This is a genomic window from Actinocrinis sp., from assembly GCF_035605935.1.
GTDB lineage: Bacteria > Actinomycetota > Actinomycetes > Streptomycetales > Catenulisporaceae > Actinocrinis.
In genome coordinates this window covers 1-12,603 of sequence record NZ_DATNGK010000240.1, presented here as the reverse complement: position 1 = coordinate 12,603, position 12,603 = coordinate 1, and the positions used below count along the sequence as shown (strand labels likewise).

Annotated in this window: 12 protein-coding genes; 10 read left to right on the top strand and 2 right to left on the bottom strand. The window is 67.1% G+C overall.

What is annotated here, in order from left to right; all coding sequences use genetic code 11:
- Positions 1–377: 377 nt before the first annotated feature.
- From VN779_RS19215 to VN779_RS19195, 5 genes are all read left to right on the top strand, one after another.
- Positions 378–1,295 carry a glycosyltransferase gene (locus VN779_RS19215; RefSeq protein WP_325725288.1) on the top strand — a complete coding sequence of 306 codons (918 nt, stop codon included), beginning with the start codon at positions 378–380 and terminating at the stop codon, positions 1,293–1,295.
- A 171-nt stretch (positions 1,296–1,466) separates the two neighbouring features.
- Positions 1,467–1,757 (top strand): hypothetical protein, encoded by a 291-nt coding sequence (locus VN779_RS19210; protein ID WP_325725286.1) that lies wholly within the window; start codon positions 1,467–1,469, stop codon positions 1,755–1,757.
- Between the two features lie 222 nt (positions 1,758–1,979).
- Positions 1,980–2,300, top strand: coding sequence for a hypothetical protein (locus tag VN779_RS19205; RefSeq protein WP_325725285.1), 321 nt, complete (start codon positions 1,980–1,982; stop codon positions 2,298–2,300).
- Positions 2,301–2,441: 141 nt separating this feature from the next.
- On the top strand, positions 2,442–2,750 hold the full coding sequence (locus VN779_RS19200) for a hypothetical protein (protein WP_325725283.1): 309 nt from the start codon (positions 2,442–2,444) through the stop codon (positions 2,748–2,750).
- 217 nt (positions 2,751–2,967) lie between these two features.
- Positions 2,968–4,188 carry an ROK family transcriptional regulator gene (locus VN779_RS19195; RefSeq protein ID WP_325725281.1) on the top strand — a complete coding sequence of 407 codons (1,221 nt, stop codon included), beginning with the start codon at positions 2,968–2,970 and terminating at the stop codon, positions 4,186–4,188.
- 112 nt (positions 4,189–4,300) lie between these two features.
- Here VN779_RS19195 and VN779_RS19190 read toward each other — a convergent pair whose 3' ends face one another.
- Complete coding sequence (locus tag VN779_RS19190; RefSeq protein ID WP_325725279.1) at positions 4,301–5,866, bottom strand: cellulase family glycosylhydrolase; 1,566 nt, start codon at positions 5,864–5,866, stop codon at positions 4,301–4,303.
- Positions 5,867–6,653: 787 nt separating this feature from the next.
- On the opposite strand from VN779_RS19190, the gene VN779_RS19185 reads away from it, so the two are divergent.
- Both VN779_RS19185 and VN779_RS19180 read left to right on the top strand, forming a co-directional pair.
- Positions 6,654–8,168, top strand: coding sequence for an arabinofuranosidase catalytic domain-containing protein (locus VN779_RS19185; RefSeq protein WP_325725277.1), 1,515 nt, complete (start codon positions 6,654–6,656; stop codon positions 8,166–8,168).
- Positions 8,169–8,266: 98 nt separating this feature from the next.
- Positions 8,267–9,082, top strand: a complete 816-nt coding sequence (locus tag VN779_RS19180) for a carbohydrate ABC transporter permease (protein ID WP_349260856.1) — start codon at positions 8,267–8,269, stop codon at positions 9,080–9,082.
- Positions 9,083–9,229: 147 nt separating this feature from the next.
- Here the strand turns inward: VN779_RS19180 and VN779_RS19175 are convergent, their stop codons facing one another.
- Positions 9,230–9,793: a hypothetical protein gene (locus VN779_RS19175; RefSeq protein ID WP_325725273.1), complete on the bottom strand. Its 564-nt coding sequence runs from the start codon at positions 9,791–9,793 to the stop codon at positions 9,230–9,232.
- Between the two features lie 277 nt (positions 9,794–10,070).
- Here VN779_RS19175 and VN779_RS19170 point away from each other — a divergent pair, with 277 nt between their 5' ends.
- The 3 genes from VN779_RS19170 to VN779_RS19160 all read left to right on the top strand — a co-directional run.
- A complete protein-coding gene (locus tag VN779_RS19170; RefSeq protein WP_325725271.1) occupies positions 10,071–10,742 on the top strand; it encodes a hypothetical protein in 672 nt (223 codons plus the stop codon).
- 35 nt (positions 10,743–10,777) lie between these two features.
- Positions 10,778–11,968: a sensor histidine kinase gene (locus VN779_RS19165; RefSeq protein ID WP_325725269.1), complete on the top strand. Its 1,191-nt coding sequence runs from the start codon at positions 10,778–10,780 to the stop codon at positions 11,966–11,968.
- A gap of 28 nt (positions 11,969–11,996) precedes the next feature.
- Positions 11,997–12,603, top strand: a 607-nt coding sequence (locus VN779_RS19160; protein WP_325725267.1) for a response regulator transcription factor, incomplete at its 3' end; no start/stop codon positions are given.

Below are 12,603 nucleotides of genomic sequence, written 5' to 3'. Positions count from 1 at the left end.
CGATGAATGGCGCAGGTCCGCAAAGGCTCACAGTAGAAATCTCAGCGCGGAAGCGTTGCCTTCCAAAGCGGTTACGTGATCGGTGAGATCGAGTCGATCACCGAGCGATCCCACCCGCGCCCCGGGCTGATCCTTGCCCCGCCGGGAGACGCGTGAATCAGAGCGATTCGATCCTTCACGTCGGAGGCATCGGCAGGTCCTCGGACCAGTGTCCTTCTGGAGCCGGTCGTCCGCTGAGGACGGCGATATAGGCTTGTGTGTCCCGTGGTTGGGGGTGGTCGTCCCCGCGGATGAACTGTTGCTCTGGCAGGATCTGCTGAACGATACGCAGACCATAGACGCTTCAAGCAACCAGCTCCATCACCCGGCTGGCCGGCGTGCCGCTGGTGACTGAGCACGCGGGCAGCTTCGTGCCCCCGGTCTTCGAGCGCGGCCTGCTGCCGGCGCCGAGCACGCCGGTGCTGGTGAACCTGCCGCGTTTCCTGGCCGCGCCGGTCGCCAATCGATCCGTGCCCTGGCTGCGCTGGTTCACCGGCGGGCTGCGGCGGGTGGCGAAGGAGCTGGGCGTGCCGCCGGTGCCCGGTCTCGCAGCGATGCTGCTCGGCGACCTGACCCTGGTCCCCGAAATCCCCGAAGTGCTCGGGATCCCCGCGGCACAATTGGAGGCCTGGCGCCCGAACGGGCACTACTGGCCAACGACCCGGCTGCGCTACACCGGTCCGCTGTTCGCGCACTTCCCGCTGCCGGTACCCGAGCAGGTCGACCGATTCCTGACCGGCCCCGGACCGATCGTCTATGTCGCCCTATGCTCCACGAGCGCCGGCATGGTGCGCACGGTAGTAACCGCCCTCTCGAGCCTCGACGCGCGGATCCTGGTGACCGCGACCGTCCACGACCTCACCGACCTCAACAGCCCGCGGGTCCTGGTGTCCCCGACGCTCCCGAGCCACCTGATCATGCCGCGCGTGGACCTCGCCGTGATCACCGGCGGACAGGGCAGCGTCCAAACGGCGCTGGCGGCCGGCACGCCCTTCGTCGGAGTGCCGCTGCAACTGGAGCAAGACCTCAACGTCGCACTCGTCGAGCGCTTGGGTGCGGCACGACTGCTCTCCCGACGCGACGCGCAGACGCCCCTGATCGCCGCAGCGGCGCGCCAGATGCTTAGCTCCCCGTGCTACCGGCACGAAGCCAGAAGGATCCAAGAGCTCTACAACTGCGTGGACGGTCCCCGCAACGCCGCCGAGGCGATCATCGAGATAACCGAGCGCCAAGGCCAAACCGTCAAGATCCAGTGAGTCAGTCGTCCCCTCGCGTGTGCCATAGATAAACGTTCCGGCCGGTGTGTAAATATGACTTTGGATCACTCGTCCGTATTGGCTATTCCTCGCAAGCGTCCGTAGCCCGATCTTGCTGACCCGCGTTCTACAGCGTGATGGTTCCTAGCAGGATGTCTTGGAGGAAAAGAAATGCTGAAGAAGACCCTCTGTGTCGTCGGACTGGGCGCCGCGGCGTGCGCGGTGTCCACAGCGCCGGCGAGCGCCGACACGGGCGCGTTCGGCGGATCGAGCGTGGTGGCTCCGGATCAGAGCGGCTTGATCATCGTCGACGCCCCGCTGATCGACCTGCGCTGCGCCGCCCCCTGGTTCGGCAGTGCTGTGCTCGGCGGCTCGCTGCCGATCGGCATGCAGTCAGTGGTCTGCGACGACGTCAAGGCGCCGGTCTCGTTGTCCCACACGGGGAATGACGGCCTGCTCTAAAGCTTTATCGCACGCCTCGGGGCGAGGATTCGTCCTTTCTGAGTCCTCGTCCCAGCCTTCCCTTTAATGGGTGCTTGCTGCGCGGGCGTGAGCCTCGGCAGCATGAACCGGCGGAGAACGTATTGGGCTGGATGGGTGAAAGAGGCATTCGTCCGTAACCCGCAGTCGAATAGGCCGGTTGGGTACCCACGAAGAGTTTTTTCGTTCACCGAGGAGAGTTCCATGCCCAAGAAGTTCATCGCCGTCGCCGGTGCTGCGGTCGGCCTGATGCTCGCAACCGCCGGTGCCGCGGCTGCCTCCCAGTCGGCGCCCGCAGACGACTCCGGCGCATTCAACAACCCGCCGCTGTCGTTCCTCGGCGACCAGACCGGTGTGCTTAACGCCGATGCCCCGCTGGTGGACCTGCGCTGCGCGACCCCGTGGTACGGCAGCGCCGTGTTGGGTGGCAGCACCCCGCTGCACACGCAGAACGTGGTGTGCAATGACGTCGACGCGCCCATCGAGCTGAGCCAGAACGGCCCGCAGGGCGGCCTGCTCTTCTAAGGCGTCCGCACGCGCCTCCTCCAGAGCCTTGATGCGGACCGGCATGGCCCGGTGCCCCGGAAAGCGACCGGCACCGGGCCGAGTCGAACCCACATCACGCAGCCGAAGCGTCGCCCACGCCATGAGAGTCAAGATCCTTCAATGCCTACCACGGCCCGCCTGACCGTACTCGCGATCGCTGCGCTCGGCGCCGTTTCCGGCGCCGCACCCGCGTTCGCCGACGCCCACCCGTCTCTGATCGAGGCACCGATCATCGGTCCGTTGGAAACAGTGGGGGCCTACGCTCTCGTAGGCCAAACTCAGCAGAACCTCGCCGAAAGCCTGGGTGCGGTACTCCCGACCCCCGCCGGTTCGCAACTCGCTCCGGCTGCCTTGCTGGGCACCAGCTCGCCACTGCTCAACCTGGAGCCCAAGCCCACCGGCGTCACCGTCGGAGACGCTTTGCCGTAAGTACGCCGACGGAGGCGCCAGCAGCAGGGTGCCGTGATGAACCGCTACCGCCGGCCGACCTTGCGGCAGCCCGTCGCCGGAGCAGCCCCATGGATCCCAAGACACTCCCAGCACCTCTGGGCCGCGACGACCGCGGCAGGGCTTAATGAGATACCTTTGCTAAGTCCCCGTCCGCCCCGGGACCGTGTGGTCGACCGGCTGCTGAGGGAGAGGCTGCATGACGAGCGGCCCGGTCGCGGCCAGCAGGGCGAAGACTCGCGGCGTCGTGCTCGACCTCATCCGCGCCGCGCACACCGTCAGCCGGGTGGAACTGGCGGCGAACTCCGGGCTGACCCCTCCCACGATCACTCAGGTCGTGCGCGAGCTGATGGAGCACGGCCTGGTCGTGGAGGTCGGGCGCGGAACCTCCACAGGCGGCAAGCCGCCCACACTCCTGCAGCTCAACCCGCGGGCCCGCTACAGCATCGGAGTTCTGTTCGAGCGCAACATCTGCGTCGTGGTCATTACCGACCTGGCCGGTCGGCCGGTGGCCAGAACCTCGTTCCACGGGACCGAGCTGCTGCCACCCGAACTTGCGCTGCCGTTGGTCGCCTCCCGCGTGGAGGCACTGCTGGGCACCGTCGGCGTCGAGCGCGGGAAGGTGCTGGGGGTGGGGCTGGTCAGCTACGGCCCGCAGGACCAGAAGGCGGGCGTGCTGTTGACCCCGCAGCCCACCGCCGAATGGTTCGGCTACCCGATCGCGCACGAACTGTCCGAACTGCTCGGTCTGCCCGTCCTGCTCGACAACGACGCGGCGGCGGCCGCGATCGGCGAGTACTGGCTCGGCGCGGTGGAGCAGAACAGCACCTATGGCTGCATCTACATGGCCACCGGCATCGGCGGAGCCGTCGTCAGCGCTGGCGAGGTGTACCGCGGAAGCTCCTCGAACAGCGTGGAGATCGGCCACATCAGCATCGACCCGGACGGCGAGGAGTGCGACTGCGGCAACTACGGCTGTCTGGAGAACTACGCCGGACCGGGCGCAGTCGTCAGGCAGGCGCTCGCGACCGAGGGGCTAGTCGCGCATCTGGGACTCGATCCGCTGGGGATCGACTCCCTCGCCGACTTCGCGCTCATCGCCACCGCCGCGGCCGGCGACGATCCGGCGGCGCGCGGGCTGATCGAGCGCTCCGCCCGCCACCTGGCAGTCGGCGCGGTGACGATGGCGACCTTGTTCGACCTCGATCTGATCGTGCTGGCCGGTCCCAGCTTCGCCGCGGCCGGCCCCATCTTCCGGTCGCTGATCGAGCGGGAAGTGCAGCGGCGCTGTTTCGCCAAGCGGGCGCACCCGGTGACGGTGGTCCAGTCGGTCAGCGGCTCGGACGCCGCGGCGATCGGCGGGGCCGTGCTGGTCCTGCAAAGCGAACTGGCCATCGTCGACCTGCCCCAACCTGTCTGACCCGCCTGACCGGCCCGCGTTCGGCTCGAGCGCCGCTGCTCGCAGCCAGCCCGCCGCGACACAGCGCTGTGGCCCGCCGTACAACGGCGGGCCACAGGCTGTATCGGTCGGTCTACGGGGTCTGGGTGAGCAGGTGAGCCTGCACGCCCTGCCCGTAGGTGACGGTCGGCGTGCCGCTCCAGTCCTGGATCAGAACGCTGCCGCCGGAGCAGCCCCAGGGATCCCATGTCCAGGCCTGGTACCCGACGCCGTGGCTGTCGGCCCACGCCATGACGGAATCGGTGTAGTCGTGGGCGCAGGAGTTCTGGCCGATCTCACCGGTGTCGACGGGCACTTGCGCGGCCACCGGCGCCACCTGGCTGTCCCAGCAGCTGGTATTCGAGCAGCCGTTGAAGTTGTAGGAGTGCCACGACGCGATCAGGTTCCCACTCGAGTCGGTCGGCTCGTACTGCAGCCAGTGGCTCAGGTCGTTCGACCACTGGATGCCGCCGGCCATGACCACGTTGGTGGCGCCGGTCGAGCGGACCGCGTTGATAAGGCTCTGCATGCCGGCGACCTGGTAGCTGATGCCGGTGCAGGTGCCTCCATCACGCCAACACGTCCACGAGTCCGCAGGGACGTAGCTGGCGGGCGCGTCGGGGTACGGCTCGTTGAACAGGTCGAAGACCACTGCGTTGTTGCCCTTGAAGGCGGTGGCCACCTGCGACCAGAACGTCGGCGCGTACTGCGCGTCGGGCATCGGCTTCTGGCAGGTCGCGTGCGCGTCCGAGCAGGCGGTTCCCGGCCCGGTGTACGCACCGTAGGTCCAGTGCAGGTCCAGGATCGGGTTGATGCCGTTGGACACCAGCAGTTTCACGTAGTCCTCGACGGCCTGCTGGTAGGTCGCGCCGCTGGGTGTTCCGTTGAGGCCCAGCCAGCATTCCTCGTTCAGCGGTATACGCAGTGCATGTATGTTCCATGCCTTCATCGCATCGACCGACGCCTGATCCACCGGGCCGCTGTCCCACATTCCCTTGCCTTGTACGCACGCGTACTCACCGCTGGAACGGTCCACGCCCAGCAGCCGGTACGTGGCGCCCGCCGCGGTCACGAGGTGGTTGCCTGCCACGTGCAGCGCGGGAGCCGGTCCGTTGTAGCCGCCCCCGCCGGACGAGGACGCCGATGGGCTGGGACTGGCGGACGCGCTAGCGCTGGCAGAGGCGCTGGCCGATGCGCTCGCGGAAGCAGTCGCGCTGGCAGACGGGCTCGGGGTGCCACTCGACACGCCGCCAGTGCACGCGACCCCGTTGACGCTGAACGAAGTGGGCACGGGGTTGGCTCCGCTCCACGCCCCGACGAAGCCGATCGACACCGAGCCGTTGGTGGGCACGGCGGCGTTCCAGCTCAGATTCGCCGCGGTCACGTGCGCGCCGGACTGTGTCCAGGTGGCGCTCCAGCCCTGGGTGACCTTCTGGTTCGCATTCGGGAAGTCGAAAGCCAGCGTCCAGTACGTCAGCGGGCTGCCCAGGTTGGTCAGCGTTACCGCGCCTTGGAATCCACCCGGCCACTGGCTTGAGATCGTGTAACCGACCGAGCATCCGCTGGCTGCCGCCGTGGCGGTCGCCGTCGCGACCGCGGTGCCGCCGGCCGTGATCAGGCCGACCACCGTAGCGGTCGCAAGGGCGATACGTTTCTTCACCGCTTCCTCCTCTGACAGGTAATCGATCCCGACGGCCACGCCTACTTAGTTAGACCCGGCTATGAAAGACGTCGCCGGTTGCATGGCCGACTCGGGATCGGGGCGAGGTCTTTCCTGCTGAGCCGACGTCGCTCCGGAGTTCAGGTGGCGCGGACAGAGCCGTGACCTGCTACGAATCAGCGCTGAGGAATATTTCGCAGGGGAGGTCAGGGTTCACAACCGGACGCGGGGCTCGCGTGAAGCAAATCTTCCACCCGGCTGCCTGTCAAGCTTTGTGAAATTCATTTCTTAAGCGGCGGCCGATAGCGGCCGCCGAGCTTGTGTTCCTCGTGTCCCGCGGTGGTGGATGATGATCCATCCGGTCATTGTGGGTGAAACTTTCGCAAACCTGCGCAGCCGCCGTGGCCGCCGACGGCAACGCTCTTCTTCCCCTGATAGTGCTTCCAGTGGAGCCAAAGAGGCATTGCGCCGGTAATACAGACTGTTGACCTGCCTTAGATCCGGGTTTACCGTAACCCGGCGGACATCCCATGTCTCGTCCTTCGTGGGCGGGGCCCGGTGATTACGCGTCCTGCCACAACCGGGAGCGAGCTATGGGCCGAGCAGCGCCACGGCGATGTTAGCGCTAACAATTCCCGGTGCCACAACGCGTGCCACACCCGGTCGACGAAAGGAAGAGATCCCAGTGTTCGAACTAGTACGTCACGCTTGCCGCGCTGGCAAGAGGGCCGTGCGGTCGGCGGACCGAGCACGCGACGACGGGGCCGCTGGCAGACATCCGCAGGCAATGACGAGGTTCCGCCGTCACAAGCTTCTCGGCCGACTGACCTCGGCGACCATCCTCGTGGCCTCAGTACTGGTGCCGATCACGGCAAGCCTGTCGGCGACGCCGTCAGCGCAAGCGGCGGTCTCGCTCCCGTGCGACATCTATGCGACGGGCGGCACGCCGTGCGTAGCCGCGTACAGCACGACCCGCGCCCTGTTCGCCGCGTATAGCGGGCCGCTCTACCAGATTCAGCGCTCTTCGGACAAGACTTATCTCGACGTGGGCGTCTTGGCGGCCGGTGGCTACGCCAACTCTGCCGCGCAGGTCTCGTTCTGTTCCGGGGCGACGTGCACGATAACCAAGCTCTACGACCAGAGCTCGAAGCACAACGACCTGCCAATCTCCTGGATTCAGTCGGACGTCGGTGCCGACGCCATGGCTCTGCCGGTGACCGTGAACGGCAACGCTGTCTACGGAGTGAAGGTTCTCAACACCTCCGCCGGTGCTGTCGGCTACCGCAACTTCAACACCCAGGGGGTGCCGACCGGTTCTCAGCCGGAAGGGATCTATGAGGTCACGTCGACCGCGCTCTACAACAGCAGCTGCTGCTTTGACTTCGGCAGCGCCGAAAACGGCTGGCGGGACGACGGCGATGGCACCATGAACGCGATCGAGTTCGGCAGCGCGTGCTGGTTCGGCGGCTGCACCGGACCTGGGCCGTGGGTCGAAGCCGACCTCGAGCAGGGCATGTACAGCTCCATTACCGGGCCGAACAACGCTTCCAACCCGGGCATCACGTACCCGTTCGTCACGGCGTGGGAGAAGAACAACGGCACGAGCAACTTCACCCTGAAGTACGGCAATGCTGATAGTGGCAGCCTCACCACCACTTACTCAGGGGCGCTGCCAAGCGGTGGCTATTCACCGATGCGCCTGGAGAATTCCGTGCTGCTGGGCACCGGTGGCGGCAACGACCACGGTGACACGGGCGAGTTCTTCGAGGGAGCCGTCACCGCCGGCTTCCCGTCAGACGCGACCGAGAACGCCGTCCAGTCCGAACTGACCTCAGTCGGCTATGCGGCAGTGTCCGCACCCCCGCAGGGTTTCCCAAGTGGTTACCATCGGCTGGTCGTGGGCAATGACGGCCTGTGCCTGGACTCCTACGGCAACACCTCCAACGCGGGCGCGGCGATCGACCAGTACACCTGCAACGGCCAGACCAACCAGCAGCTCCAGTTCGTGCCGACTTCTGGCGGCTATGGCGAGCTGCAAGTGGAGAACTCCGGGCAGGACGTGACCGTGGCGAACAGCTCGACCTCCCAGGGAGTGGTCGACATCGTCCAGGAACCGGTCAACGGCAACGCCGCCAGCCAGTGGCTGCCCGCGCAGCAGTCGGACGGCTCGTGGCAGTTCAAGAACAAGAACAGCGGACTGTGCCTCGACGTCTACGGGGCTCGGTCCAGCAACGGCCAGCAACTGGACCAGTGGCCGTGCAAGAACGCTCCTGGCACCAACCAGGACTTCACACCCCGTTGATCACCAACCGTGACCTGGGCCAGCGTCCGAGCTGGCCCAGGTCCGGAAGTCGGCACCTCGCTTCACATCCCGTCCGCCGGGAACGGCCGCGCCGCACCATTCGGCGGGCGAGCCGCAATCCGCTGCCCGCGCTGGTGCTCGCGTTGTTCGCGGTCTTCTTCGTGCTTCCGGTGCTCTGGCTGGTGCTGGCCGCCACCAAGACCGGCGACCAGCTCGAATACGGCAGTCCACTTTCCTTCGGATCCTGGCACGCGCTGCGAGCCAACTGGGACGCGCTCACGAGGTATGAAGGCGACGCGATCTTCCTGTGGCTGCGCAACAGCGCGCTCTACTCGTTCCTGGCCCTCGCGATCACCCTGGCGGTGGTCATCCCGGCCGGCTACGCGCTGGCCATGACCGAGTTCCGCGGTCGGCGCGCGCTGCTGATCGCCACTCTCGTGGTGATGGTGATGCCCAACACCACCCTGGTGGTGCCGCTGTTCCTGGAGATCAACGCCGCCCATCTGATCGGCTCCATGTGGTCGATCATCCTGCCCTACGCGTTCTACCCTTTCGGGGTTTACCTGGCCTACATCTACTTCAGCACCACGCTGCCTAAAGCACTGCTGGAGGCGGCGCGACTCGACGGGTGCAGCGAGTTCGGTACATTCCGCCGCGTTGCCCTCCCGCTGGCGGCCCCGATCGTCGCGCTGATCGGGTTCTTCAGCTTCGTGGCCAACTGGACCAACTACTACCTGCCCTACGTGCTGCTGCCTGAGAGCAACCAGTTTCCCGTACAGGTGGGCTTGGGCATCCTCGCCGTGCCGAGGCCCGAACTGGCGCTGGCCACGCTCCTGGCGATCACGCCGGTGCTCGTCGTCTTCCTGTTCTGCCAACGCTTTCTGGTCTCTGGCGTGCTCGCCGGCGTCAACTAGAGCGGAAGCTGTGAACCAACGCATGGGCTGGTCACGCAGACGGCGATGTCAGGGATCGTGGATGGGAGCCCATGCTCAATCCTTGACCCAAGACAGCGGTGCACCGCGGGGTTGACCGCGGTGCACCGGTAACTCGCCAGCCTTGTGCTATCGGGATGGGCCAACGCTTGCCGGAGCGATCAGCGTGCCCTGTTGTTCCCGCGCGGCTCGAGGCAACGCCGCGGCGCGGGCGGCCAAGCCGGCCGTACGCGTCAGCAGCATGACGACCGCCATGAAGATCAGGCCATCGGTGATGGCCGCGCCGGTGACCTGATGACCCAGGCACCACTGCGCCAGCTGGTTCGGAAACCAATGCGAGGAGCCGTAGGAGAACGCGGCGCGAGCGCCGATGACCACGGTCCACAGCAGCGCGTAGCCCCACGTCGCGTGCGTAACCGGTTTTCCGGTCTTCGGGCTGCGATACACCCGGGTTAGGGCCAGCGCGGCCAGCCCGCCGAGCAGACCGGCGGCTACACCGGCCAACTCGACCGCGAGGCCGGCCCCATGGGTGACTAGCGGGTCGATGAAAAGCGGGACGACCGATGCAGCGACGAGGGCCGGGCGCAGGATGCGCATCGGGCCGATTTTGCGGTGCGCACCGAGATCGCTGTGCAGGGTGGCGATCAGGACGGCACCGTTGACGATCTCGGCCTGAGTCAGTTCGGAGAACATGGCTTGCTCCTCGGGATGCGGCTTGGTGTTGACGCATTCCACGCTCGCCGGTGACGGCCCTCGGCGGATCGGTCCGCGGTTTGACCTTCGGCATGACCCGTGTGCACCGGTCTGGTTCCAGCCGGTACTACATGTGGCGCGCGAATCTCATACCGCGTCATACCGCGGCTCGACCCTTGGGCCGACGTGCCCATACCGCTCCGGAACCTAGCGTCGCTGATGTCGGCCCACCGGCCGTCCCGCCAATGGGCGGGGGCGAATACGAAGGGAGCGCGCCGTGTCCGCGCTGGAAATCCTCGCCGTGATAGGCGTCGTCGGGTTAGTCATCTTCCGGCAGGTTAGAGGCGAGCCGCTGCGCGGCAAGCGCACGGTCGTGCTGCCGGCGATCCTCACCGTGATCGGGTTCAGCGACTTGCATGGCAACGCCGGGCATCTGCAGCCTGCCGACGTGACCTGTCTCGTGATCGCAACGATCGGGTCAGCCCTCATCGGTGTCGGCTTCGGGACGATGATGCGGCTTGAAGCACGCAACGGTTACCTGTGGGCGCAACTGCCGGTGCGCGGTCTGTGGCTGTGGGTTGCGCTGGCCGCTTGGCGCGTCGCGGCAATGGCACTGGCCGGCGCCATGCACGCGCACGTCGCGGCCTCCTCGTCCACACTGCTGTTCAGCCTCGGCATCAATCGTCTGGCACAAGCCGCTGTGATCATGCTGCGCGCGCTCGCTGTGGGCGTGCCGTTCGCGCCTGAGAAGGACGGAACTTCGTTCATGGCGTCAGCGTTCGAGCGCAATCGCTCCGGGTCGCGCGGCGCGGTTCCGTCAACGAGCGCCGCGTTCAACCACGTCCGCTCGGCCTGGCAGGGCGAGAGCGACCGCAGCGACTGGTCCGCTGGCGACTCCCAGCAGTCAGCACCCGATGACGAGCGCTTCCAGCCGTGGCAACGGTCCTGAACCGGACGGATCGGTTGAGTAGGGATACTGGGCTCATGTTGAGTGCCGCCGCGTGGCTGGTCCGCACGATCGGACTCGTGATCGTGGGTGTGCTGACCTTTCGCAGCCCGCCCGCCCAGCCCGGCGCGCTGCCCACGCAGGCCATTGCCTTCGCGTTGGTTTGCGTCGCCGCGGCGGTGTGGGCGCTGGTGGAGCTTCGTCCCGCCGCGGCGGCGCGGCTCGGTGGCAGAGTCCTGACTGCGGCCCTCGCTCTGATGGCCGCCGCGGCGGCGCTGGGAGCGTCCGCCGGAGGCGCCGGCGACAGTGTGATTGCTTTCGCCGCCGTGGCCCTGCTCGCCGCGGGCAGCGAGCTGAGTCTGATTGCGGCTCTCGTTCTCGGCGCGCTCGCGCTGCTTGCTTTCGAGATCGGCGGGATCGTCTTCAACGACGGCATCGGCCCTTTGCTCGGCTACCCGCTGCTCGTCGTCGTCGGACTGTTGTTCGGGCGCAACCGCGCCGCTTACCGCATCCAGGCCGAACAGTCCGCGATGCTGCTGGCCCAGCATCAGCAACTTCGCGCCGAGCAGCGGCGTGCGGACGTGCTCGACGAGCGTGCCCGCATCGCCCGTGAGATCCATGACGTGCTCGCCCACTCGCTGGGCGCGTTGAGTATTCAGATCCAAGCCGCACGCGCCCTGCTCACTGATCAACACGACGAACAGCGCGCGCTCGAAACCCTGGCCACCGCTCAACGGATGGCCTCAGACGGCTTGGTGGAAACCCGTCGCGCGGTGCACGCCCTGCGCGCTGACACGCTGCCGCTGCACGAGGAGTTGGCCCGCGCCGCACAAGCGCACGCCGCGCGATACGGGGTCCGCACCAGCTTCACCACGGCGGGCACGCCGAGCACACTGCCGCCGGATGCGACCGTCGCCCTTCTGCGAACCGCGCAGGAGGCCCTGATGAACGCGGCCAAACACGCTCCCGGCCACCCCATCGAGATGCATCTTGACTACGCTGACCAGCACATACGACTGACCGTCGGCAACGACTTGGTCCACGGCGCACCAGTGGCAGCCGCTCCCCGCGCGCCGCAGACCGTCGACGGCGGCTATGGTCTGACCGGAATGCGGGAACGGCTGCGGCTGCTGCGCGGTTCACTGGAGGCGGGGCCGCGGCAGAAGCGGTGGATCGTGACCGCGCACCTGCCGCTGGACACCGCCCACCCGCAGAAAGCAGCCCGATGACCGGCCCACGACCGAACGTCGCGCGCTCATGACCGGCACGGCCGCCGCACCTCTTCGCATCGTCGTCGCCGACGACCAGGCCAGTGTCCGAGAAGGCCTCGTCCTCCTGCTCGGCGCGTTACCAGACATCGAGGTCGTCGCGTCCGCCGCGGACGGGCAGCAGGCGCTCGACCAGGTCGCCGAACACGGGCCTGACGCGATCCTGCTCGACCTGCACATGCCTGTGCTCGACGGCATCGAGACAACGCGCCGGCTCACGAGTGAGCACCCTGACGTCGCCGTCGTCGTATTGACCACATACCTCGACGACACCTCGGTTCTCGACGCGTTGCGCGCGGGAGCACGCAGCTACCTGACCAAGGACGCCGACCGCACCGAGATCGCGCACGCACTACGCGCGGCCGCCGGCGGTCTGGCCGTCTTCGACCCTCGTGCCCACGCGGCGCTGATGGCCGCCGCGGTCGCGCCGCCGCCCGACGCGTCGTCCGGCACCACGGGTCAGGCGAGCCACAACCGGCCAGCGGCGGAAGGTGAAACGCTGCCTGATGGGCTGACCCAGCGCGAGGCGGAGATACTGACGTTGATTGCGAAAGGGCTGACCAACCCCGAGATCGCCGCCCAGCTGTTCCTGAGCA